Source organism: Lacrimispora sp., assembly GCF_047605665.1.
Taxonomy (GTDB): domain Bacteria; phylum Bacillota; class Clostridia; order Lachnospirales; family Lachnospiraceae; genus Lacrimispora.
This window is the reverse complement of record NZ_JASGFH010000022.1, coordinates 53,181-77,869: the sequence shown is the minus strand read 5'-3', so window position 1 is coordinate 77,869 and position 24,689 is coordinate 53,181. Positions and strand designations below refer to the sequence as shown.

Genomic DNA, 24,689 nt, shown 5'->3' with positions numbered 1-24,689 from the left:
ACAAGGTGGACAGCTTATCAATGCCATCCACCTTGTGTTTTTATGCGGAGGGGGAGAATGTGCTTTAAATTAATGAAACCGCAGATGAAATTCTTACTAATGAAAGAACTATATTTAAACAGAACCTGAATCATGTTTATATGCTTCTCAGTCAAAGTTATCTAAATACTTTTTTAATTCAGCAGCTTCATCACTATTGATTTTTTTGTTTCCAGTTAATGCAAAAACAAATTTTTCAAGTGACCCTTCGTATAAATTGTTTAATACTTCTTCTGCTTTTTTCTCTTCAAATTCTTCTTTTGTATATGCATACATATATTTTTTCTCGTTTTTTATAAGAAGTCCTTTTTGTGTCATGCGAGATAAATAAGTATTAATTGTTTGACGCTTGCAATTTTGCCCATTGCTATTGAAATACTCCCAAAAATCAGCTCCTGACATCCATTTTTGATTTTTCCACAATAATTCCATTATTTTCTGTTCTGTACTTGAAAGAATAAATCGCATCACTAGTCACCCTTTCCAATTTTATTACTTGATATTACTACGTTGAAGTAGTAATGTCAATGAAAAAGATAATAAAGAGAAATGTAAGAAAGATTGTTTGCTGATATTATTGACTTTTTAAAGATATCATGATAATGTTAAATTACTACAAGATGTAGTAATTTAACATTAAAATTTATGGGGATATTATTATGAACTCAAATTTCGCACATTGATTTTAGTTATGCATCCTGAAGATTCAATATCTGGCAGTTGTTCAGTTATTAATGTTCGATGGTTATGTAGCTTGAAGTTTCTACTTTAGTAATGTTGGAAGTGCATTCATGTAACCATCCCTATGTAAGCATATGAAATCCAAATTTATAGCTGTGTTTGCCATAGTCAGATACTTTGGTAAGAAGCTTCACCTTTTGGGAACGATTATGTTCAAACATAGAATCATCTATAATTAGAACATTGGCACTGTCTTGGGGATTTTTTCCGTTATTATTGAATTTATAAGGTACACAGGCACTTATTTAAATATGAATTTTGAATTGAAATGATACCATGACTAATTTGTTTAGCCAATATTGATAAAGTAATTGTTTGCTTCTATATTAGTATAAATAAAACTACATTTTAAAGGGGATGATTCCTATGTATGATGTAATTTTATAACAACACTGTGCATAAGCTCCAAATATCAACTCATCACATTAACCACTTTATAAACCTTCATACACTTATTATCTTGTGTATGTACTTATTGAGAAAGGAATTTTTATGAAAAAAACAATTAATAGAATTTTATCATTGTTACTAACTGCTATTTTATTCATCATGCCGTCATCAGTAAGTTTAGCAGCTATGCCAAAATCACATATTGCTAGTAGTATTAATATTTCCCCGCAAATTTTACTTACGCATCATATATCAAAGTGGAATGATGATAAAATGATTGAATTTGATGTTACATACGTTGTTGATGATGCCAATCATAAGATTGTTGAAGTAAGAGATGCGTATGTAAGTGCAAAAAGTAGTGAAGTAGGTCATTATACTAATGCATCAGTATATCTTGCTCCACAGGGTACTTATGCTACCGTAAAATGTAATTATTACAAACCCGGCTCTTCAAAAACATATACAGCATTGATTAAGATAACACCATAATTGTTGGTCTGTACAGCAATTAATAAACTGACAATTTATAGATTATAGGATTAATCCCTGTTGACTTCGTTTACTATAGTTGGCAGGGATTAATACAATATATGAAGAATATAATTTTTATATAAAGAGGGAGAATTATTATGAAGAAAAAAATGATATACCTAGTATTGATTACAATAATACTAATTTTGACAATAATTATTTTTCAAGATCTATCAAAAACAAAAACTTATGATATATCGCTTAGAGCAGAAATTATGTCAAATTCAAGAAACGAACTGTTGATTAAGGGATTTCCTGATAATCGGAAAGGGCAAACAGGACAATATATTATCAGAAATAATTCGCAAATAAATGTTTTTGATAATCAGGACAATGTTATTGATTTTTCCAACTTGAAAACAGGGGATATCATTACTATTTGGTATTCCTGGAAAATTCCAGCAGATGAAATTGACAATATTGAAGAGTTACTTTTATTAGATGATAATAAAAATATTCCAAATGTATCTTCTATTAAGATTAATGAAGAATAAGATTTGTAAAGATATTTGAGGTTTTCTATAAACGTACTAATAAGATCTGATGTTATGTATTGATGATACTTTTTCCATAATAAACTCATTCTTAAAAGATAACTTATTATTCGACTTTCTGTAGGAGCCTATATTTTTCCTTTGCAGAGCATTCTTGCCATAATTGTAACGTGGACGTCTGCGATAAAGGCGAATTAAAAATAATAAATAGATAAAGCTATGGGAAAACTTGTCCTCTGTAATCAGGAGTAAAATATAGAAGAAATATAACACGGAAAAATCTTACAGAAGAGTTGAGAACATATGCCTTCCATTACAAGACTGAAACATTGTTGATATTTATTTGTCCAAAGGAGGTCTTATAAAAGATGTATAGGCACTCAGAAAATTGTATTTTTATCCGGGAAAACTCTGACAAGAATGTAGAAGTGGACGGAAAACTCAATCGTAAAAAACGCCTGGATTTCCGTCTTTTATGCAAATCTATTTTCTCATTTAGAATAATCAATATTTCTCTGCCGTATCATACTGAACTGAATCAATTCTGAATCAATATACTCCCTTGCATATAAAAGCGGATTGTCATTGTTATCGTAATTAACACCTTCCAACAGCAGAAAGGGCTTATTCTTTACATTCTTGTCTGAAACATGGCTTGGCAGGTTTGGAATGTCGCCATTTATTCTTCCAGAAAAATCGAAAAGGCCTGCCGCCGGGATATCAACTTCATGTGGCTCCTTTCCGGTCAGAAGGCCCCCGATCACACAACCATCGCAAGATTCCGGACAGGTTTTCTTGCAGATGCCTGTGAAGATCTGTTCTATCAGTTTGTCCGGAAACTATTTGAAAGACGTTTTGTTTCAGGTGAGACCCTGTTTATTGATGGGACAAAACTGGAGGCCTGTGCCAATAAATATACATTTGTCTGGAAAAAGTCGGTGGGAAGATGGGAAAGCCGTATGTCTGAAAAGATTGGAGCTGCCATACAGCTTCTTAACGCGGAATACAGCTGCTGTTTCTCCTGGTCCCAGGACGAGCGGGCAGTGAAGCTACAGGAAATCTGCAATTATCTAAATATCTACTGCAGGGAGCATCAGATATCCATGGCCTATGGACGGGGCAATAGAAAATCGATTCACCAGAAATATCTTGAGATGTTTGAGAAGTTCCTAAGCCGCCAGATGCTCTACGACTTACATCACTCCCGGTTTGAGGGGAGAAACAGCTATTCAAAGACCGATCCGGATGCAACCTTTATGCACATGAAAGATGATCATATGAGAAATGCCCAGTTAAAACCGGGTTATAACGTACAGATTGGCGTAGACAGCGAATTTATCATAAGTGCCGGTATTTTTCAGGACCGGAGTGATTATGGAACACTGATTCCCTTTTTAAAGGAGCAGGAAAACAAAAGCGGATACCGCTATCCCAGCATAACCGCAGATGCCGGATATGAGAGGGAAGAGAATTATGTATACCTGGAAGAAACCGGGCAGACTCCCTATATAAAACCCCAACTCTATGAAAAATGGAAAAAGAGAAGCTTTAAGAAGGATATAAGCAGACGGGAAAACATGCGGTATCTGGAAGAAGGCGATGTATATGTATGTCATAATAACAGGCTGTTATGGCCGGCAGGAATGACCAGCAGGAAGTCAGTAAGTGGATATCGTTCCAGGGTCACGATATATGAATGTGAAGACTGCAGTGGATGTAAGCACCGGGAGAAATGTACGAAATCAAAGAAGAATAAAAAACTGTATGTATCAAAGGTTTTTATAGAAAAGCAGAAAAGGTCATATGAAAATATCCGAACAGAAACAGGAATCCGTTACCGTGTAAACCGTTCGATCCAGGTGGAAGGAGCCTTTGGGGTATTAAAAACTGACTATGAGTTTCAGAGATTTCTATTAAGAGGGAAAACCAAGGTGAAACTGGAGGTTCTATTGTTATGTTTTGGATACAACATCAATAAACTCCACGTAAAGATCCAAAGTGAACGGCTTGAAAACTATCTGTTTAAAGTAAAATCAGCATAAAAAGTCCTCCCAAAAGGCAGGGCTATTAAAGTACGCAAAAAAACACAAGAGTGACTGATGGAATCAGCCTTCTTGTGTTTTTAGGTGTTAAGAGGGTGCATACTTTTTCAATGATGCTTTTTGCAACACCCTCCTGTTTTGTTCTGCGAAGAAAAAACGTATTTTGATGTTAATGAAACTGTGATAAAACCTCTTTGAGGAACACGATTCAGACGCTGAATTGCGCCTTACCGGGAGAAAATTTTTAAATCATCGATCTGGATGACCTTATTGAACGCTTATATTTTCCTGTTCAAAATCATAAAGTTCATCGTCCATTCTCTCCAGTTCGAACTCAATGATTCCATTGTCACGGCATAAAAAATAATCTTTTGTCCCCACCGGCTGTTTCCTTAAACTATTACATTTAGGATATAGATCCGTCAGAGTCGCATAACAGTATTTGACCAGTTTGTTGACTGTAGTATCAAAGCAATGCTTTTTAATGATAATCTCGTCGCCTTCACTAAAAACGGGACAATAGTTATTCTTCTTGACTACCGTCATTTTGATGACAGTCTGTGGTTTAATCTCCATCGTTTTTTCCTCACCTTTTTAATTTTATTAAATACAGCAGAAAAATGCAGACTATTCCTTTAACGCTGCAATTTTCAACCGGTATTGTTCTGGAACTTCGGGATGTTTTTCGTTGGAAAAATCAGCTTCTCTTCCTTCTATCGCATCTTTTAAACGCAATAAGACCAGCGACCAGCCCGCAATATTTCTTTCAGGCAATGAAAATTCTTCCGGCAGGGACTCTCTAAAATGTAATACAGTATTTCCCTGTCCTTCTGACAATTCAAACAGAAGCTGCCCGCTTATCTCATCTAAAGCATAACGCGGAATGACCGGGTGGTCAATATTTTTATAAATTTCCCAATATAAATGAAAGCATAACGGTTTAAAAGGAGGAAAACAGGATCATCGGTCTTCTGTTTTTTTCATTGAATGGTATTCCAGGTAATTCTTCCCTTTTCTAATTTACAGGAAAATGGTATACTATTCCTATCTTTAATTTTGAGGTGACGACGATGAAAAAAATGATTTCCTGGAATGTAAACGGCCTTCGTGCCTGCGTGGAGAAAGGCTTTTTGGATTATTTTAAAGAGATGGATGCAGATGTTTTCTGTATTCAGGAAAGTAAGCTGCAGGAGGGACAGATCAATCTTGACCTGCCGGGTTATCACCAGTACTGGAACTATGCGCTGAAGAAGGGCTATTCAGGAACGGCGATCTTTACAAAGGAAGAACCCATATCAGTGGCTTACGGAATCGGCATGGAGGAGCATGATAAAGAGGGAAGGGTCATTGCAGCCGAATTTCCGGAGTATTATGTGGTTACGTGCTATACTCCCAATTCCCAGAACGAGCTGGCCCGCCTTCCCTACCGGATGACATGGGAAGAGGCATTTCTGGCTTATTTAAAAAAGCTGGAGGAGAAAAAACCGGTTATTTTCTGCGGTGATTTAAACGTTGCCCACAAGGAAATTGACTTGAAAAATCCCAAGAGCAACCGGAAGAATGCAGGCTTTACCGATGAAGAGAGGGCGAAGTTCACCAGCCTTCTGGAAAACGGCTTTATTGATACCTTCCGCCATTTTTACCCGGATCAGGAAGGGATTTATTCCTGGTGGTCTTACCGGTTCAGCGCCAGACAGAAAAATGCAGGGTGGCGCATTGACTATTTCTGCGTTTCAGAAAGTTTAAAGGACAGGCTGGAAAGTGCGTCCATCCATACAGAAGTGCTGGGCTCCGACCATTGCCCGGTGGAGCTGGTAATCCGGTAAAACCGGTAACCCGGTAAAACGGGCGATCCGGCAGAATTGGCAATCCGGCAGAACGAGACAGGAGAGAAAGAGAAACAATGAATTTACTGACTATTGACCATTTGACAAAATCATATACAGAACGGCTGCTGTTTGATGATACCAGCTTCAGCATCAATGAAGGGGAAAAGATCGGCTTAATCGGCATTAACGGAACGGGAAAGTCCACTCTCCTGCGGATTGTGGCGGGGCTGGAAGAGCCAGACGAGGGAAAAGTAGTAAAGGGAAGGAATTTAGATATCCGCTTCCTTTCCCAGAATCCGGAGTTTCAGGCGGGAGATACCATACTCCAGAGCATTGTCCGGGAAAATGAGGGCCACGGGCATGTCTGGGACATGGAAAGCCAGGCCAAGGCCATGCTGACCAGGCTGGGCTTTACAGACTTTGACTCCAAGGTGGAAACCCTTTCCGGCGGCCAGAAAAAGAGGGTGGCATTAGTCAGCGTCCTGCTGTCCACTGCGGATATTTTAGTTCTGGACGAGCCTACCAACCACTTGGACAGCACCATGGCTGACTGGCTGGAGGATTATCTGCGCCGCTTTAAGGGAGCCCTCTTGATGGTGACCCATGACCGGTATTTCCTGGACAGCGTTACCAACCGGATTGTGGAGCTGGATAAGGGAAAGCTTTACAGCTATCAGGAGAATTACGGGGGCTATTTAAAGCTGAAGGCAGAGCGCATGGATATGGCAGTGGCGGCGGAGCGCAAGCGCCAGTCCATCCTCCGGGTGGAACTGGAGTGGATGCAAAGAGGTGCCAGGGCCAGGTCCACCAAGCAGAAGGCCCACATTCAAAGATATGAAACCCTCCGGGACCAGAAGGGGCCGGAGTTTGACCAGACCATTGAGCTGGATTCCATTGGAAGCCGTCTGGGGCGCACCACTGTGGAGCTGGAGGGAATCTCAAAGGCTTATGGGGAAAAGGTGCTGATGAAGGATTTCACCTATATTTTCCTCAAAAATGACCGAATCGGCATTATCGGACCCAACGGAACGGGAAAATCCACCTTGATGAAGATCGTTGCAGGCTGGCTGGAACCGGATTCCGGAACGGTCACTGTGGGGCAGACTGTGAAAATGGGGTACTTTTCTCAGGAAAGCGAAGACATGGACGGCAGTTTAAGGGTCATTGACTATATTAAAAATGCGGCTGAGTATGTAAAGACAAAGGACGGAAGCGTCAGCGCATCTCAGATGCTGGAACGGTTTTTATTTCCTCCTGAAGTTCAGTACACCCTGGTGGAAAAGCTGTCGGGAGGGGAGAAGAGAAGGCTTTACCTCCTCCGGATTCTGATGGAAGCTCCTAACGTGCTTTTATTGGACGAGCCCACCAATGACTTAGACATCCAGACTCTGACCATTTTAGAAGATTATCTGGACAGTTTTCCGGGAATTGTGGTTGCCGTTTCCCATGACCGGTATTTTCTGGATAGGGTGGTGCGGCGTATATTTGCCTTTGAAGGACAGGGGGCAGTGACCCAGTATGAAGGCGGATATACGGACTATCAGGCTGCTTTTCAGGCCAAATATCCGGACGGGCTTCCAGGCCAGGATGAAGCTGAGAAGAGGTCTGAAACAGAGGTAAAAAAGAACCGGGAAAAGCCAAGAGGAGAGCGTAAGCTCAAATTTTCTTATAAAGAACAGAAGGATTGGGATACGATTGAAGAGGATATGGCTGCTCTGGAGGAAAAAATCCAGGCCTTAGAAGGGCAGATGGAAGAAGCGGCCTCCAATTACAGCAGGCTGAATGCTCTGATGGAAGAAAAGACAGAGCAGGAGCGGCTTTTGGAGGAGAAGATGGAGCGGTGGATGTATCTAAATGATCTGGCGGAACAGATTGAAAACCAGTAACTGATGACAAAGGCATTCCCTGAAGCGGACCAAGGGCGGAGGAGACAGGAAATATGGAACAGTATAAGATAGCAAAACGTGAGGTACGGGGGTATCCCATGGGACTTTCTAAAATCCATGGAGGGATTCATTTCTGCGTGGCCGCAGAGGGAGAGGTGTGCCGGGTCCTTTTATTTAAAAAGGGAGGAGAAAAACCGGTTCAGGCTCTTTCCTTTCCCGTGGAATACAGAAGGGGTGATGTGTGGAGCATGGCTCTTCTGGGGGAAGATTTTGAAGGTCTGGAATACTGCTTTGAAATAGATGGAAAGCCATTTGCCGACCCTTATGGAAGGCGGTTTGCCGGGCGGGAGATATGGGGGGACTTGGAGAACGTTTCCAGGACCTTAAGAAGTCCGGTGGAATTTTTTGAGTTTGACTGGGGAGATGATAAGCTTCCTCAGACTCCTTATGAGGATACCATCATTTACCGTCTTCACGTAAGGGGATTTACAAAGCACTCTTCCTCCGGGGTAAAGAATAAAGGGACGTTTCAGGGCATACAGGAGAAGATTCCTCACTTAAAGGAGCTGGGAATCACGGCGGTGGAGCTGATGCCGGTCAATGAATTCTCCGAGGTCATCATGCAGGAACACACACCCGGAGCCCCTCATGATGTGGATAAACCCACGGGAAAATTAAATTACTGGGGATACGGTCCCGGATTTTACTTCGCTCCAAAGGCATCTTACGGTTCAGGGAAGGAAAAGACACCTGATCTGGAGTTTAAAAGTCTTGTAAAGGCACTTCATCAGGAAGGCATTGAAGTGATTCCGGAGCTTTATTTTACTGGAAAAGAATCTCCGGCGTTTGTTCTCGATGCGGCCCGGTTCTGGGCAGAGGAATTCCATGTAGACGGGCTGCGGCTTGCAGGAGCCCCTCCTCTGGAGCTGCTGGGCCGGGACCCTTATTTGAGCAGAATCAAGCTTCTGGCAGATAGCTGGGGAGAGATTCCCGGCGGAAAGGTAAAGCATTTAGGAGAGTACAACGACGGATTCATGATTGATATGAGGCGGGTGCTTAAGGGAGATGAGGACCAGATGAAGGCCCTGGCCTACCAGAGCCGGAGAAATCCTGCTGATTTCGGCGTTATTCACTATATGGCCAATACCAATGGATTCACCATGATGGACATGGTCTCCTATGATACGAAGCACAATGAGGCAAATGGGGAGAATAACAAGGACGGAAGTGATGTGAACTATTCCTGGAACTGCGGCGCAGAGGGGCCCACCAGGCGGAAAAAGGTGGCAGAGCTTCGGAAAAAGCAGCTTCGCAACGCATTCCTGCTCCTGTTTTTAAGCCAGGGAACACCTCTCATCATGGCAGGAGATGAATTCGGCAATTCCCAGTCAGGCAATAACAACGCTTACTGTCAGGATAATGAAGTGTCCTGGCTCAACTGGAATTTAAAAAAGAGTAACAAAGACCTCTTTGACTTTGTAAAGGAAGTGATCGCTTTCCGAAAGGCCCATCCGGTGTTTCACAGACATGAAGAGCCCCGGATTATGGATTATCTCTCCTGCGGGCTTCCTGATATGTCTTATCACGGCGTACAGGCATGGCGCCCGGAATTTGAAAATTTTCGGCGGCAGCTTGGGATTTTCTATTGCGGAAACTATGGGAAAAAGGCAGATGGCGCGAGAGACAGCCACTTTTACGTGGTTTATAACATGCACTGGGAGCCTCACGAATTTGATCTTCCCACCGTTCCCAAAGGGGAGAAGTGGCATGTGGTTTTCCACACGGACAGACATGAAGTGAACGGCATGTATGAAGAGACCACAGGGCCGGCAGCAGAAGGAAAACGGTTCATGGTTCTTCCCAGGACGATTGTGGTATTTGTGGGGCAGCCTTTCTGATTGAGGGTTCCGCTTACGAAGTTTTTATTTTCCGGTTTTTTATAAAAATTGAAGAGGGCAAATTCATCGCTTTCCCATAGCTGTGCTTTTAAGCGGTCAAACAGACCGGATCAAAGCTCTTTTATGGGAACAGGATGAGTTTGCCCTTTTGTTTAAAACTTATTTGATGATGCGACAGTAGAAAGCGCCTGCCGGAGCGTGTCAAAATCCATTCCGGCGGCTGCATTGATGGTTGCTACGACTGCCCCTTCAACCAGCGGGCAATCCACCATGGCTACTTTCATGTCTTCCATCATTTCTATCACCATCTCAGTCGTCATTACCGCACTGCCCATATCCATCAGCACCAGCACCCCGTCGTCGGAATACACGGACTGGATGGCAGCCTGAATCTTCTCAAAACTTGTGCCGAAGCTGCCGTCCTCCAGACCGCCGGCCGGTGCGATTCTGGCATCAGGGGCCATCATGGCGGTCAGCTCCACCACACTTTTTGCCAGATTCTCACTGTGTGAAACAATCACAATCCCAACCATTTTTCTTATCCTTTCCAATGTGCAATCGTTTCAAGCATATAGGAAAATGAGGTTGCGCCGGGGTCCTGATGGCCCAGCCCGCGTTCGCCCACATAGCTGGCCCGTCCTTTGGTGGCAATTAAGTCCTTTGTGTGGTTTGTGCCGGCCCAGGCAGCCTGTACGCCGGCCTCCAGCATATCCTCAGCGGATGCACCGGCGGCGTCAGCTTCCTCCATGGCTTTCAGTGCAGGAAGCATGGCATCCAGCATGGTTGCCTCTCCTAAAACCGCCTTGCCGCGCTGCATCACGGCATCAGAGGCAGCCTTCATCATCTCCAGGAAATCCTTCTGATCCATTTCGGTTTTTTCCGCCAATGCCATACCGGCCTTCATATAAGCCGAACCGTAAAGGGGACCGGATGCGCCTCCGACGGTGGAGACCAGGGTCATTCCCACTGTTTTTAAGATGGTTCCGATGTCTTTCCCATCCAGCTCCGGAAGCTTCTTTTCAACCGCCTCAAAGCCGCGGGCCAGATTAATGCCGTGATCGCTGTCGCCAATAGGCTGATCCAGCGCCGTCAGCTCTTCCTTGTGCTGCGCCATGCTGCGCCCGATTGCTCTGATAATCTCAATTACTTTACTGCTGTCTGCCATGCTGCATCACCTCTCCGTACGTATTATCTCCATGCCGGTGTATCGGCTGGGGCGTCTAAAAGCTCCTTCAACTGATCATCCAGACGGAGCAGTGAAATGGAGAAGCCCTGCATCTCAATGGAAGTCATGTATTCACCGACAAAGGTTTTATACACATGGATATTCTTTTCTTTCAGGACGTCTGCAACACGGTTATTGATGATAAACAGTTCCATAAGCGGTGTGGCTCCAGCTCCGTTGATCATCACTGCCACTTCGCTGCCGGTGTAATCGATATCAGCGAGAATCTGCTCCAAAAGCAGGTCCACAATCTCATCTGCCGGTTTCAGCGCTTCCCGGTGAGTTCCCGGCTCGCCGTGGATGCCGATGCCGACTTCCATCTCATCCTCTGCCAGTTCAAATCCAGGTTTTCCTGCAGCAGGCACCGTACACGGCTCAATTGCCGCACCCATGGTACGGACCTGGTCAATCACCTTCTGTGCTACGGCCTGTACTTCACTGAGGGAAGCTCCCTGTTCAGCCATGGCACCGGCAATTTTATGTACAAAAACGGTGCCGGCCACGCCCCGGCGGCCAACGGTATACAGGCTGTCTTTGACAGCCACATCGTCGTTTGTCACCACGTACGATACCTGAATGCCTTCCATCTCCGCCATCTCGGCTGCCATCTCAAAGTTCATGACATCTCCGGTATAGTTTTTAACTACCATCAGCACACCGGCATCTGTGGCGATTGCCTTGATTCCTTCGTAAATCTGATCAGGAGTGGGTGAGGTAAAGACTGCTCCGGCAACTGCCGCATCCAGCATGCCCTGACCTACAAAGCCGCCGTGGGCCGGTTCATGACCGCTGCCGCCGCCGCTGATTAAGGCGACCTTGTCTTCCTTTTTGTGGGCGCGTACGACCACATTACCGCAGTCCAGCTTCTTTAAATGATGGGGATATGCTTTTACCATTCCCAAAATCATCTGTTCCTCAACCAGTGCCGTATCATTGATGAATTTTTTCATTATGAAACCCCCTTTTCATGATTTCCTCATATACGCTTCAGAGACTTCTATTATAGAAGTCTCTGAACAGTAACAACGCCTTATTTTTTGTCTTTTTTCTCTTCTTCATCCTCCAGGCAGTTCATATCATTCAGCCCGCAGGAAGTATCGTCCTCTTCTCCCAGACAGTTCATATCATTTAAACCGCAGGTGTTCACCTCGTCTTCGCCAACACAGTTCATGTCATTCAAACCGCAGGTTGTGTCTTCATCCTCCGTCACACCGTTCATGTTGGTGATATCCAGCTTTTTTTTCTCCATGCATTTCCCTCCTTTCCTGTCTTTCCGATTCAATTTAATTTTATTCATTTTACCGGGTGCTATGACCGGCGGTTTTCGGTACCGGTCCTGTTTGACGCCGAAGGAAACACGTATGCCAATGATATCTTATTGCCAGGGAATCGCACCGTACAGAAGAACTGCTGCAATTGCGCCGACGATGGGTCCGATAATGACAACCGGTGCATAACCCCAGTTGGAATCGCCCTTGCCTTTGATCGGCAGAACAGCATGAGCCAGACGGGGTCCTAAGTCACGGGCCGGGTTGATGGCATAACCGGTCAGACCGCCCAGAGACATACCGATGGATACGATGATTCCAAATACCAGAAGGTTGCTCACTCCTGGAGGAACTGCGCCTGCCTGGCTAAGGCCCTTAATGGCAAATACCAGCACAAATGTTCCGACAGCTTCACTTAAAATGTTGCGTCCCATGTTAGGAACAGAAGGTCCGGTTGAGAATACGCCAAGCTTTGTGCCTGCGGAATCTGTAGCGTCGAACTGATCCTTAAACATGAGGTAAACCATACAAGCGCCTAAAAATGCACCTGCAAACTGTGCGATGATATAGCCGGGAACAAGGCTCCAGGCCATGCTTCCCTCTACCGCCAGCGCGATCGTCAGTGCCGGGTTAAAATGTGCTCCTGAAGAAGCTCCGAAGATAAACGCCGGAAGCATAACTGCAAGACCCCAGGCAAAAGTGATCTGAATGGAGCCTGCCCCTTTCATACCCGATTTATTCAAGGTTACATTGGCAACAACTCCGTCACCTAATAATATCAGCAAAAAAGTTCCAATAAATTCAGCAATATAAACTAACATGATAGTAGTCCCCTCTTTTTATTATGGATTTATGTGAAACGTTCTCAGTGCAGCAATTAATCTTCCTTAGCCCATCCGTAAGCGTATTTCACTGCCTTATTCCAGCCGCGGACCATAGATGTTCTCTGCTCTTCGTCGATTGCAGGCTGGAACTGTCTGTCGATGGCCCAGTTTTTAATAACATCTTCCTTAGTAGCCCAGTAACCAACAGCCAGACCTGCCAGATAAGCAGCTCCCATGGCGGTTGTCTCGACACACTGGGGACGGTGAACCGGGGCATTGATGATATCAGCCTGGGTCTGCATCAGATAGTTATTGGCACTTGCGCCGCCGTCGACCTTAAGAGCAGCCAGTTCGATTCCGGAATCCGCTCTCATGGCCTGCAGGACATCGTTCACCTGATAGCAGAGGGAATCCAGAGTGGCGCGGATGATATGGTATTTGTTGATACCGCGGGTCAGACCTACGATGGTTCCGCGTGCATACTGATCCCAGTGAGGTGCTCCCAGACCGGTAAATGCAGGCACTACGTAGCAGCCGTTGGTGTCTTTTACTCTCGTTGCCATATATTCGGAATCAGGTGAGGAATCGATAATTCTCAGCTCGTCACGCAGCCACTGAATAGCCGCACCGGCTACGAAGATGGAACCTTCCAGAGCGTAGTTGACTTTGCCGTCCAGACCCCAGGCAATGGTGGTAACCAGTCCGTTCTTTGAGAAAACGGGCTTCTCGCCGGTATTCATCAGCATGAAACAGCCGGTTCCGTATGTATTCTTTGCCTCGCCCGGATTGTAGCAGGTCTGGCCGAAGAGGGCTGCCTGCTGGTCGCCTGCTGCGCCGCCGATAGGAATCGGGCCGCCCAGGAACTGGGGATCGGATTCTCCGTATACACAGCTTGAAGGTTTGGCTTCCGGAAGCATGGACTTTGGAATATTGAGTTCTGTCAGTATTTCGTCGTCCCATTCCAGAGTATTGATATTAAACAGCATTGTACGTGAGGCATTGGAGTAATCGGTCACATGGACAGCTCCTTTGGTCAGCTTCCAGATCAGCCAGGTCTCTACAGTACCGAACAGAAGCTCTCCTCTCTCGGCGCGCTCTCTGACACCCGGCACCTCATCCAGAATCCATTTTAACTTGGTTCCGGAAAAATATGCGTCGATTACAAGTCCGGTTTTTGTGCGGAATGTGTCAACCAGTCCTTTGTCCTTTAAAGAGTCACAATATTCGGAAGTTCTCCGGCATTGCCATACGATTGCGTGATAAACCGGCTCTCCGGTCTCTTTATCCCATACAATCGTGGTTTCACGTTGGTTGGTGATACCGATTGCGGCGATGTCTTCAGCCGCTGCACCGATCTTGGACATTGCCTCTACTGCAACGCCAAGCTGACTGGACCAAATCTCATTGGCATCGTGCTCTACCCAGCCGGGTTTCGGGAAGTACTGTGTAAATTCCTTCTGAGCCACACTGCACATCTCACCTTTTTCGTTGAAGAGAATACAGCGATTACTTGTTGTCCCCGCATCCAATGCCATTACATACTTTGCCATAAAAGACCTCCTTAATAATTGGTTGTTATTTGCCTCTATTGTACCAACTGTTCTTTCTGAAAGGAACAGTATAGCTACCTTATGTATTGTTGTATTGCTGTTAGAGCCTCCACACATCCTGATTCGTAGACGATACGGATATGGCCCCTGCCAGCAGTGCGGCCATCACGTCCTCCTTCTCGGAGATCAGGCCTCCGGCAACCACCGGAATCTTCACAAGCTGGCTGACGCGCCGGATCATCTTGGGCATCAGTCCCGGCAGAATTTCGATCATATCCGGGCGTACCAGATTCACCTGTCTTTCAATATTTTCAAATGCCATGGAATCCAGAATAAAAACTCTCAGCATGGTGTAAAGCGACAGCTCTTTGGCGCGCTTGATCATCGCTGGTTTGGTGGAGATGATTCCGTACACTTCCGTATTATTTTTGATAAAATCCACAGCAATCTCCTTGCTGCCCAGCCCCGTAATCAGATCGATATGCACCATTACAACCTTTCCTGACTGCTTGATCTTCTTTACAATGGAACCGATATTGCAGATATCGCCGAACAGAACAAAAACTACTTTTACATCCTCCGCCTCGCAGCAGGCCTTTAAGCCCTCCATATCCTTAACGGCTGCGATCACCGGGCTGGCCTCAATGAGGTCGTAAAATTTCTGATCCATGGATTCTTCCTTTCCTGAACACAAAGCACCCCTTTAAGAAAAAAAGAGCATGGAATATAATCAACATTTCTGTTGGTATCCCATGCTCTCCGTCGTCTCTGCACAATATATTAACCTTAGTCCAATATAGCACATTGCACACATATTTTCAATAGCCTCAAATTATTTGTTGTGATTTGTATATATTATTGACGTTTTGATTGCTTAAAATTGTTGGGTTTTCACAAATGTGTATATAAAATTGTGGGTTTTTATTGGTTAAAACTTTAACAAATTGACTATTTCCTCAATGGTTTTGCTTCCCATATAAATGTCGCGGTCATCCGTGATGATCATGGGCACCCTTGAGATGTTGAACTTCTTCACCAGTTCCGGGTAAAGGGCCGCGTCGATCATCTCAGCTTCAACGCCTGGGCTTAAAATGGCGATCTGCTGGCATGCCGTTACCACTGCCGGGCAGTGATGGCATGATAAGGACACACAGATCTTGATATTCGATGCTTTTTTCAGCGTCCCGATGCGTTTCTTTAACTTTTCCGGTACGTCCTGACAGTCTCCCGACAGATTTAAGATGGCCAGGATAAAGGAGTTGATTTCCTTTCCTCCGGGAACCCCGTGAAAGGCGACCCGCCGGTATTGGCCGTTTTTGTAAAACCCGGTCACAGGAAGATAAGACGTGTCCAGGTCAGGAACGTGAGAGGCTGCTTCTGCCGGAGTGTAGAGCTCCACGCTCAACTGGCTCCCCAGTTGAGAAATGGCATGCAGAAATGATGCCATTTCAGCATCCTTTTCCTGTTTCATATCAACGACAGCTTTTAGCACCACCGGTTTTGGCATTCTGGAAAAGATGCCGGTGAGCTGTTCCTTTAAGCCTTCATCGATCAAACTGCTGGTCTTCGGTATTCCTGATAAATTAATCATTTGAAATCCTCCTGTCCGGTTTTCCCTGCATTCTATTTTTTTCCGGATGATTTACCGGAAATTCCGGCTCCTCCCCGTTTAACACCCGCCAGATATCTTTTGCCGCATACAGTTCCATATTCTCCAGCGCCTGAACCGTATTGGCGGCGCAGTGGGGAGAAATAATGATGTTTTCATATCGGAACAGAGGGCTGTCAACGGGAAGAGGCTCCTGCTCAAAGACATCAAGCCCGGCTCCGCTGATCTTTTTTTCTTCTATAGCTGTGATCAGGTCCTCTTCCTTGATAATGCCGCCCCGTGAAACATTGATGATGTAAGCAGAAGGCTTCATCATGTCAAACTGTTCCTTAGAAACCATATGCATGGTTTCTTCTGTCAGGGGAACGTGAAGAGAGATAAAATCCGCTATACGATAAATCTCATCTTTATCGGCTGCGAGCTGGACGCCCTCAGGAAGCTGTTCTTTCGTCAGGCTGGGCGAATAGACGAGGACTTTCATTCCCAATCCGTGAACCGCCTTCTTTGCAACCCTTTGTCCGATGTTGCCAAAACCGATGATTCCCAGGGTCATTCCCTGGAGTTCTAAATTAAACACCGTTGCCCTGATGGAAAAGCTGCCTGTATAGGCTGCCTTTGACATGATTTCATGATTTTTGGCGCAGGCCAGCAGGAGAAATAAAGTGTGCTCCGCCACAGCGTTGGAGTTGGCGGTCCCTGCATTGGTGACATAAATCCCGGCCTGTTCTGCATACACGGCATCTACGTGCTCATATCCGGCGCTGAAATTGGCGATGATCTTACAGTTCCTACACCGGTCCAGAACGTCTTTATCGTACTTGATCCTGGACTTTCCCCCCGGTAAAATGGCATCGCAATCCTCCAGACGGGGATCGTCAGGAGAAGAGGGAGCTCCGATGATGACCTCGCAGCCTTTTTCCAGAAGATACTCCACCCCTGTGTTGGAAATGGTTTTCGGTATTAATACTTTATACATCTCTTCCTCCCTTCGGGTTCATTTCATAGAAAGGCATGGTCAGTCAGAGATCAATTCTCCGGATAAATGAGATTTTCCTCACCGATTCCGTACAGAACCTGATCTAAGTACTTTCCTGCCACGTATTTTGCCATCCCTAAGTTCATGTCCAGATAATTGCCGCAGTCTCTGGCCGAAGCGCCTGGCACCTCTCCTTCAAAGTCCCGGATGAATTCATACATTTCCGTAACCAGAGAAACGATGTCCCTGGAGCTGTAGTCTCCGGATAAGAGAAGGTAAAAGCCGGTGCGGCAGCCCATGGGGCCGAAATAGAGGATTTTAGGACCAAAGGTTTCGTGGTTTCTCAAGAAGGTGGCCCCTAAATGCTCGATGGTGTGAAGCTCCCCGGTATTGATGACCGGTTCAAAATTAGGCCGGGTCATCCGCAGGTCAAAGGTGGTGATGACCGCATTTTCAGCAAGGTCTTTGCGGGAAACGTAGATGCCCGGAAGCAGTTCTAAGTGGTTTATGGTAAAGCTTGTGATTTTCTCCATAGGAATTGTATCCTTTCTGTTGTATCGTGTCAGCCTCAGGTTTCCATGTCATAGGGAAATTATAATAAAAAATCTGCTTTCCTGCAATAGGCAAAAAGAACGGGCCGCCCCCTTGCCGCCCGGTAAGATTCATTCATGAAATCCCATTCCCACCTCATACCATAGTAGGAGAAATGGGAAGGAGCGTCAGTATGGAGGAATGGTTTCGTTTATCAGAGGAAGAGGTCCTGAAGCGGCTGGAGGCAGGCCAGAACGGGCTGAATTCTGAGGAAATCTTAAGGCGCAGGAAAATCTACGGGCCCAATATGCTGAAAAAAGCAGAACGGAAAAGCGCTTTTGAAGTATTTTTAGACCAGTTTAAGGATTTGCTGGTCATTATTTTAATTATAGCGGCAGTCATTTCCATGGTCTCCGGTGACGTGGAAAGCACAGGAGTTATATTTGCAGTGCTGCTGTTAAATGCAATTTTAGGAACCGTACAGCATCAGAAGGCTGAAAAGTCTCTGGATAGCCTGATGGCCCTGTCCGCTCCCATTGCAAAGGTGATCCGGGATGGAAAAAAGCAGGAGGTTTTTTCGGCTGAGATCGTGCCGGGGGATATTTTGCTGCTGGAGGCAGGAGATATGGTGGCGGCTGACGGCAGGCTGTTGGAAAACCACTCCCTTCTGGTCAATGAAAGCTCCTTAACCGGGGAATCGGTTCCCGTGGAGAAGAAGACGGGGAGGTTAAGAGGGGAAAAGGTGCCGTTAGCGGAACAGACCAACATGGTGTTTTCCGGTTCTCTCGTCGCTTCAGGCAGAGCCAGGGCAGTGGTGTCAGGAACCGGGATGAATACGGAGATAGGCCGTATCGCTGCTTTAATGAACGATACGGGAGAGAAAAAGACGCCCCTTGAAGTGAGCTTGGACCAGTTTGGCAGCAGGCTGGCGGCGGCAATCCTCATTATCTGCGCCGGGGTCTTTGGCTTGAGCCTTTACCGCAGGATGCCCATATTGGACTCCCTGATGTTTGCCGTAGCCCTTGCTGTGGCTGCCATACCGGAGGCCTTAAGCTCCATAGTCACCATTGTGCAGGCCATGGGCACCCAGAAGATGGTCCGGGAAAATGCCATTATCAAGGATTTAAAGGCAGTGGAAAGCCTTGGCTGCGTTTCCGTCATCTGTTCCGACAAGACGGGAACCCTGACCCAGAACCGGATGACCGTTCAGCAGGTTTATGCCAACAACCGCCTTTACGTTCCGGAGCTTTTAAATACGGAAATTTCCGTACATAAATATCTGCTGTATGATGCCGTGTTAAACAATGACTCTGCCTACGGCGAGGGAAAGCTGCTGGGAGACCCGACAGAAGCCGCCCTGATTCAGATGGCGGAGAGAACAGGTCTGGAGGAGGCTGAAGTGAAGTCCTGGTATCCCAGAATCGGAGAGATTCCCTTTGATTCCAGGAGAAAGCTGATGAGCACCCTTCACCGGATTGAAGGAAAACGGATGCTCTTTACCAAGGGCGCCGTGGATGTGCTCCTTCCCCGGATCACCCAGATCTGGACCTGGGACGGGATCAGGTCCATCACGGATGGGGACCGCCGGGCCATGACGGAGCAGAACCTGGACTTTTCCAGACAGGGCCTTCGGGTCCTCACCTTTGTCTGCCGGGAAATGGGAGAGCAGGAGGAGCTGACGGAAAAGTCAGAGGACGGATACACCTTCCTGGGCATGGCGGCCATGATGGACCCGCCCCGCCCGGAAACGAGAAATGCGGTTTTAAGCGCCAGAAGAGCGGGAATCCGCCCTGTCATGATCACGGGAGATCACAAGGTGACGGCAGCGGCTATTGCAGAAAAAATCGGGATTTTGGACAGAAACGGGATCGCGGTCAGCGGTCCGGAGCTTGACGATATGGCGGAAGAGGAGCTGGAGGCAAGGCTGGAAAACATCAGTGTCTATGCCAGAGTTTCCCCGGAACACAAGCTTCGGATCGTCCGCGCCTGGCAGAAAAAAGGCCGCATCGTAGCCATGACAGGAGACGGGGTCAACGATGCCCCGGCTTTAAAACAGGCTGATATCGGCGTTGCCATGGGAAAGATGGGAACCGAGGTGTCAAAGGATGCCTCTGCCATGATTCTCATGGATGACAACTTTGCCACCATCATAAAAGCGGTTGCCAACGGGCGCAACGTTTACCGGAACATCCGCAATGCCATCAAGTTTCTCTTATCGGGAAATATGGCGGGAATCCTCTGCGTGGTGTACACCTCCTTCCTGGCCCTTCCCACCCCCTTTGTTCCGGTCCACCTGCTGTTCATCAATCTGCTGACAGACTCCCTTCCGGCCATTGCCATTGGCATGGAACAGGCGGAGGCGGACCTTTTGGCCCACCCGCCCAGAAACCCCAAGGAGGGGATACTGACAAAGCGGTTTGTCGTTCAGATTCTCTTGCAGGGCACCTTCATCGCCTTTTGCACTATGGCGGCCTATCACACAGGGCTGGTCACGGGAAGCGAACAGGCGGCCAGCACCATGGCGTTTTCCACCCTGACTTTAGCAAGGCTCTTTCACGGTTTTAACTGCCGCAGCAGCCATTCCATATTAAAGATCGGGCTTAAAAGCAATCTGTGGACCATTATGGCTTTTGAGGCTGGGGCAGTGCTATTGGCGGCAGTGCTGTTTGTGCCGGGGCTTCATGCATTTTTTTATGTGGCGGATTTAACAGCCAGACAGTTTCTTTCCATCTTCATATTTGCCGTGCTTCCCACACTTGGGATTCAGGCGTTTAAGACCATACGGGAAAGCCTTCATTGATAACGGGTGCACCTTCTCTCCGCTGCAGGAAGGTGTTCCTGCTCCAGCCATTTGCAGCGGATTGAAGTTCATAAAGAGGTATTGAAAGATTGTGTATAATCTGATATAGTGATATCACAAGTAATATTAGAGAATTGTGTTAAAATTTTACAAAAGGTAGGGACACAATGGGAAGTGAAACCTTGAAGGAAAAGGTGTATCAGGGGATTTATGATGATGTTACCAATGGAATATACAGGCAGAATGACATTCTTACGGAAAAGCAATTAGTTGAACAGTATAATGTGAGCAAGTCTCCGGTGAGGGAAGCGCTGATTGAATTATGCAAGGATGGAATTTTAAAGAATATTCCCAGGCTGGGGTATCAGGTGACACCTGTCACACTTAAGGAAGTTATCGATATCCTGGAGTTCCGTGTTGATATTGAAATCAGCGGCCTGAAAAAAGCAGTTGCTGCAATTACAGATGAAAATATAGACATTCTGATAAAAATAGCTCTTAAGCACGAGGAAGACAGGGATAGAATTATTTCCAAAAACTGGTCCAGAAATTATGAATTCCACAGATACCTGTATTCCTTAAATGGAAATACAATCGGTTATCACGTTTTGACTCAGACTATTAAGCAAAGCGCCCAGTATATATCACAATATTTCCAGTCCGCCTGGCAGAAGAAAAGTGAATCAGATGGAAGGAATCACATTGCAATTGCAGAAGCATTACAGAGAAGAGATGTTGAAGATGCCTGCAAAGTTTTGGAAAGAGATATCCTCGCAGTGAAAAAAGAGATTTTGGAATTGCATGCATTAAAATAAGAGAGATCATTATACAAAACAGTTAAAAGATCATGCTTTGATCTTTTAACTGTTTTTTTATATGCAGATTATTCGGATTTTCCTCCGGCCTTTTTATGCCTTTAGAGCTGCAATGGGTAACGCTGGATGAATTTAGAGGTTTTTGCTGTATCGTAAATATATACTTATTGCACAAAATGTATGTCGAAAATTAGAGAAAACTATATAAAGTGTGAAAGTGCTATTGCATTTGCTGAGAATATTTGTTATAGTATTACTAATCATATTAGAGAAATGGGAGGGATCAGCAATGACAAAAAGAGAACGGGTTATAGCTGTAATTGAGGGAAAGGAAGCTGATGGAATACCATCCAGCTTTGCCCTTCATTTTCCGCAGGATCAGGCGACAGGAAGCAAAGCGGTGGAGGCACATCTGAAATTTTTTAAAGAAACGGATACGGACATCATCAAAATTATGAATGAGCATCTTTTGCCTGAACATGGGATGGTTCGGACGCCGGCGGATTATTATGAGAAAATTTCTGCCATAACCAGGGATACCGGCTTTATTGCGGATCAGCTTGAGATGTCTAAACGGATTGTTGACCGGGCGGATAAAGATGCCTTTACCATGGGAACCATTCATGGAATCTGTGCTTCCGGCATCCACCCGCTGGAACGAATGGGGGAAGGGTATAATTACAGCGAAGTGAGACAGATGCAGGCGGATTTCCTGCGTTGGGATGAGAAAAAGATGCTGGCCGCCATGCAGTTGATTGCAGAGGACTTGTGTATACTGGCCGGGAAGTATGTCAAAGAGGTGGGGGCGGACTCCGTGTATTATGCGTCCCTGGGTGCGGAGACCAAATGGTTTACGGATGAGGAGTTCAGGAGATGGATTAAGCCCTTTGACTTACAGATCATGAAAGCAATTAAGGATGCCGGCGGGTACTGCTTCCTTCATATGTGCAAATCAGGACTTAACATGGAGCGTTATGACGAAGATTACGCCGCACTGGCAGATGTGGTAAACTGGGGAGTTTATGAAGCCCCTATGGCTTTGGAAGAAGGAAAGAGGCTTTTTCCGGGGAAGGCGGTGCTTGGAGGATTTGAAAACAGAAGCGGTGTTTTTGTAGACGGGAATGAGGCTGCCGTAAGAGAAGAGGCAAAAAGAATTATTGAAGGGTTTGGAAGAAAAGGGCTGATTCTGGGAGCGGATTGCACCCTGGCTACGGAACAGGACTTAAAACTGGTACGGGCCGCTGTGGAAGAGGCAAGGAGACTGTAAGGCTGGATTCATTTTTAGAAAGAGGGCTGTGAATGCTGAAATATATAGGAAAGCGAATATTAATTTCGATACCGACATTTTTAGGAATAACAATTTTGGTTTATGTATTATCCTCATTGGCCCCAGGCACGCCCCTTGAAATGATTTTTAATGACCCTAATGCAACTGCCGAGCAGATGGAGCAGATGAGGCAGAGGCTTGGCCTGGACCAGCCGGTCATCATACAGTATTTAAAATGGTTCTTAGAGCTGCTTCAGGGGAATATGGGGATTTCCTACCGGACAGGCCATCCGGTGTGGGCGGATATTGGGGAGCGGATCGGCCCCACGCTTCTGCTCACGTTTTCCTCTCTGACTTTTTCCGTTTTGATCGCAATACCCCTTGGGATTATGTCAGCCTATAAGCCGTATACGGCCTGGGATTATATTTCCTCCGCACTGTCCTTTATAGGAGCAGCTATACCCAACTTCTTTGCAGGTCTTGTATTTGTATATCTGTTTTCTGTGTTAGTGAAGGCATTTCCCAGCGGCGGTATGTACGATACCTCAGGAAGCCGCAGCGTCGGTATGCTCCTGCATCACCTGTTTCTTCCCATGCTGGTGCTTTCCTTACAGCAGGTAGGCAGCCTGATCAGGCAGACGCGCGGTGCCATGCTTGATGTGCTGCAAGAGGATTATATAAGGACGGCCAGGTCGAAAGGGGTAAAAGAAAACCGCATCCTGATCGGACATGGGCTGCAAAATGCTTTTATACCTGTAGTCACCAGGATCGGTATGATGATCCCGTTCCTCGTAGGAGGTGCTGTGGTGACGGAACAGATATTTGCATGGCCCGGCCTTGGAAGCTTAATGGTTTTATCGATTACTTCACGGGACTATCCCACAATCATGGGAATCACCGTATTCATAGCGGCGGCGGTTCTGATTGGAAATATAATTGTAGACTTAATATATGGTCTGCTTGATCCTAAAATCCGGTATTCATAGGGCGGTAAGCTTTTTGTATACAGGAAGGTTTGCGACTGGAAGGCTGGAGGCAAAGTATGGAAAAACAAAGGAACAAAAGCTCATACTTCCGTGATGTGCTCAAAAAATTTCTTGCCCACAGGCTGGCAATGGCCGGCACTGTTGTCCTGGTTATAGAGGTGATATGCGTTATTCTTCTGCCTTATGCCATAAAATTAGATCCATATTCCATGGATTATATGAATTTCGGGTCTGCCCCGTCTGCCCAGCACATTCTCGGCTGTGACGATGTGGGGAGGGATATGTTTGCCAGGTTGATTTTCGGAGGCAGAGTCTCTTTGATGGTGGGCATATGCTCGGCTCTTGTGAGTCTGGTGATCGGGGTTCCCCTGGGGCTGATTGCCGGGTATTTCAGAGGGTGGGCGGAAACGGTAATTATGCGGTGTGCGGATATATTCATGTCTTTTCCCACCATGATACTGATACTGGTGCTGGCCAGCGTTTTAGGCCAGTCTCTGACTACAGTCACTCTTGTGATCGGCTTTCTGGGGTGGACTGAATTCGCCAGACTTATATATGCAAGCGTCCTCTCCATAAGGGAAAAGGATTATGTGGAGTCAGCAAGGGCAATTGGTGCCAGAAATAAGACAATACTGCTTCGCTATGTACTGCCCAATTCTCTGGCGCCTGTCATCATTTCTTTCACTTTCCGGACGGCTCAGGCCATCATAACAGAATCCTCCTTGAGTTTTCTGGGCCTTGGGGTACAGCCTCCCGCTGCCTCGTGGGGAAATATCCTGTATTATGCACAGTCCATCAGCGTGCTTTCCACAAAGCTGTATATGTGGCTGCCGGCAGGTATCGCATTGGTTTTGACTGTGCTGAGCATCAATTTTATGGGTGACGGAATAAGAGATGCGCTTGATTCAAAAATGAAGATATAAAAACAAGGGATGCTCTGTTGCCGCCGGATTGGTAAAACATACCTCCGGCTGCACATGAAAGT

The 24,689-nt window shown here is 45.9% G+C and carries 24 protein-coding genes; 11 read left to right on the top strand and 13 right to left on the bottom strand.

From position 1 onward, the window contains the following. Window positions 1-147: 147 nt before the first annotated feature. Window positions 148-507: a BlaI/MecI/CopY family transcriptional regulator gene (locus QM657_RS16650; RefSeq protein ID WP_415067828.1), complete on the bottom strand. Its 360-nt coding sequence runs from the start codon at window positions 505-507 to the stop codon at window positions 148-150. A 765-nt stretch (window positions 508-1,272) separates the two neighbouring features. Here QM657_RS16650 and QM657_RS16645 point away from each other — a divergent pair. From QM657_RS16645 to QM657_RS16635, 3 genes are all read left to right on the top strand, one after another. Further along, complete coding sequence (locus QM657_RS16645) at window positions 1,273-1,662, top strand: hypothetical protein (RefSeq protein WP_415067827.1); 390 nt, start codon at window positions 1,273-1,275, stop codon at window positions 1,660-1,662. Between the two features lie 140 nt (window positions 1,663-1,802). Then, the gene (locus tag QM657_RS16640; RefSeq protein ID WP_415067826.1) at window positions 1,803-2,198 is read left to right on the top strand and encodes a hypothetical protein; all 396 of its coding nucleotides are present in this window, start codon (window positions 1,803-1,805) and stop codon (window positions 2,196-2,198) included. A 650-nt stretch (window positions 2,199-2,848) separates the two neighbouring features. After that, entirely contained in the window at window positions 2,849-4,240 is a 1,392-nt protein-coding gene (locus QM657_RS16635) for an IS1182 family transposase (RefSeq protein ID WP_415067825.1), read from the top strand. A 267-nt stretch (window positions 4,241-4,507) separates the two neighbouring features. Here QM657_RS16635 and QM657_RS16630 read toward each other — a convergent pair whose 3' ends face one another. Together QM657_RS16630 and QM657_RS16625 are read right to left on the bottom strand one after the other, a co-directional pair. After that, window positions 4,508-4,786 carry a hypothetical protein gene (locus QM657_RS16630; RefSeq protein ID WP_415067824.1) on the bottom strand — a complete coding sequence of 93 codons (279 nt, stop codon included), beginning with the start codon at window positions 4,784-4,786 and terminating at the stop codon, window positions 4,508-4,510. Window positions 4,787-4,867: 81 nt separating this feature from the next. After that, entirely contained in the window at window positions 4,868-5,077 is a 210-nt protein-coding gene (locus tag QM657_RS16625) for a hypothetical protein (RefSeq protein WP_415067823.1), read from the bottom strand. A gap of 233 nt (window positions 5,078-5,310) precedes the next feature. On the opposite strand from QM657_RS16625, the gene QM657_RS16620 reads away from it, so the two are divergent. The 3 genes from QM657_RS16620 to QM657_RS16610 all read left to right on the top strand — a co-directional run bounded on the left by QM657_RS16620 (window position 5,311) and on the right by QM657_RS16610 (window position 9,853). After that, window positions 5,311-6,066: an exodeoxyribonuclease III gene (locus QM657_RS16620; protein ID WP_415067822.1), complete on the top strand. Its 756-nt coding sequence runs from the start codon at window positions 5,311-5,313 to the stop codon at window positions 6,064-6,066. A gap of 77 nt (window positions 6,067-6,143) precedes the next feature. Continuing rightward, window positions 6,144-7,955 carry an ABC-F family ATP-binding cassette domain-containing protein gene (locus QM657_RS16615; protein ID WP_415067821.1) on the top strand — a complete coding sequence of 604 codons (1,812 nt, stop codon included), beginning with the start codon at window positions 6,144-6,146 and terminating at the stop codon, window positions 7,953-7,955. A 53-nt stretch (window positions 7,956-8,008) separates the two neighbouring features. Then, the gene (locus tag QM657_RS16610; RefSeq protein WP_415067820.1) at window positions 8,009-9,853 is read left to right on the top strand and encodes an alpha-amylase; all 1,845 of its coding nucleotides are present in this window, start codon (window positions 8,009-8,011) and stop codon (window positions 9,851-9,853) included. 152 nt (window positions 9,854-10,005) lie between these two features. Here QM657_RS16610 and dhaM read toward each other — a convergent pair whose 3' ends face one another. From dhaM to QM657_RS16560, 10 genes are all read right to left on the bottom strand, one after another. Continuing rightward, window positions 10,006-10,386: a dihydroxyacetone kinase phosphoryl donor subunit DhaM gene (gene dhaM / locus QM657_RS16605; RefSeq protein ID WP_415067819.1), complete on the bottom strand. Its 381-nt coding sequence runs from the start codon at window positions 10,384-10,386 to the stop codon at window positions 10,006-10,008. 5 nt (window positions 10,387-10,391) lie between these two features. Next, on the bottom strand, window positions 10,392-11,018 hold the full coding sequence (gene dhaL, locus QM657_RS16600; RefSeq protein ID WP_415067818.1) for a dihydroxyacetone kinase subunit DhaL: 627 nt from the start codon (window positions 11,016-11,018) through the stop codon (window positions 10,392-10,394). Window positions 11,019-11,041: 23 nt separating this feature from the next. After that, entirely contained in the window at window positions 11,042-12,028 is a 987-nt protein-coding gene (gene dhaK / locus QM657_RS16595) for a dihydroxyacetone kinase subunit DhaK (RefSeq protein ID WP_415067817.1), read from the bottom strand. 80 nt (window positions 12,029-12,108) lie between these two features. Next, a complete protein-coding gene (locus QM657_RS16590; protein WP_415067816.1) occupies window positions 12,109-12,327 on the bottom strand; it encodes a hypothetical protein in 219 nt (72 codons plus the stop codon). A 126-nt stretch (window positions 12,328-12,453) separates the two neighbouring features. Continuing rightward, complete coding sequence (locus tag QM657_RS16585; protein ID WP_415067815.1) at window positions 12,454-13,167, bottom strand: MIP/aquaporin family protein; 714 nt, start codon at window positions 13,165-13,167, stop codon at window positions 12,454-12,456. A gap of 56 nt (window positions 13,168-13,223) precedes the next feature. Further along, the gene (gene glpK, locus QM657_RS16580; RefSeq protein ID WP_415067814.1) at window positions 13,224-14,720 is read right to left on the bottom strand and encodes a glycerol kinase GlpK; all 1,497 of its coding nucleotides are present in this window, start codon (window positions 14,718-14,720) and stop codon (window positions 13,224-13,226) included. 100 nt (window positions 14,721-14,820) lie between these two features. After that, window positions 14,821-15,390, bottom strand: coding sequence for a glycerol-3-phosphate responsive antiterminator (locus tag QM657_RS16575; protein ID WP_415067813.1), 570 nt, complete (start codon window positions 15,388-15,390; stop codon window positions 14,821-14,823). A gap of 258 nt (window positions 15,391-15,648) precedes the next feature. Then, window positions 15,649-16,311 (bottom strand): thioredoxin family protein, encoded by a 663-nt coding sequence (locus tag QM657_RS16570; protein ID WP_415067812.1) that lies wholly within the window; start codon window positions 16,309-16,311, stop codon window positions 15,649-15,651. After that, window positions 16,304-17,305 carry a hydroxyacid dehydrogenase gene (locus tag QM657_RS16565; RefSeq protein ID WP_415067811.1) on the bottom strand — a complete coding sequence of 334 codons (1,002 nt, stop codon included), beginning with the start codon at window positions 17,303-17,305 and terminating at the stop codon, window positions 16,304-16,306. The genes QM657_RS16570 and QM657_RS16565 overlap by 8 nt, the downstream gene beginning before the upstream one ends. Window positions 17,306-17,355: 50 nt before the next feature. After that, the gene (locus QM657_RS16560; RefSeq protein ID WP_415067810.1) at window positions 17,356-17,838 is read right to left on the bottom strand and encodes an S-ribosylhomocysteine lyase; all 483 of its coding nucleotides are present in this window, start codon (window positions 17,836-17,838) and stop codon (window positions 17,356-17,358) included. Between the two features lie 191 nt (window positions 17,839-18,029). Between QM657_RS16560 and QM657_RS16555 the strand changes: the two genes are divergently transcribed. From QM657_RS16555 to QM657_RS16535, 5 genes are all read left to right on the top strand, one after another. Then, on the top strand, window positions 18,030-20,636 hold the full coding sequence (locus tag QM657_RS16555; protein ID WP_415067809.1) for a cation-translocating P-type ATPase: 2,607 nt from the start codon (window positions 18,030-18,032) through the stop codon (window positions 20,634-20,636). Between the two features lie 167 nt (window positions 20,637-20,803). Next, window positions 20,804-21,451 (top strand): GntR family transcriptional regulator, encoded by a 648-nt coding sequence (locus tag QM657_RS16550; RefSeq protein ID WP_415067808.1) that lies wholly within the window; start codon window positions 20,804-20,806, stop codon window positions 21,449-21,451. A 289-nt stretch (window positions 21,452-21,740) separates the two neighbouring features. Continuing rightward, window positions 21,741-22,718, top strand: coding sequence for a uroporphyrinogen decarboxylase family protein (locus QM657_RS16545; protein WP_415067807.1), 978 nt, complete (start codon window positions 21,741-21,743; stop codon window positions 22,716-22,718). A gap of 32 nt (window positions 22,719-22,750) precedes the next feature. Further along, the gene (locus QM657_RS16540; RefSeq protein WP_415067806.1) at window positions 22,751-23,704 is read left to right on the top strand and encodes an ABC transporter permease; all 954 of its coding nucleotides are present in this window, start codon (window positions 22,751-22,753) and stop codon (window positions 23,702-23,704) included. A 56-nt stretch (window positions 23,705-23,760) separates the two neighbouring features. After that, window positions 23,761-24,627 carry an ABC transporter permease gene (locus tag QM657_RS16535; RefSeq protein ID WP_415067805.1) on the top strand — a complete coding sequence of 289 codons (867 nt, stop codon included), beginning with the start codon at window positions 23,761-23,763 and terminating at the stop codon, window positions 24,625-24,627. The last annotated feature ends 62 nt before the right edge of the window (window positions 24,628-24,689 follow it).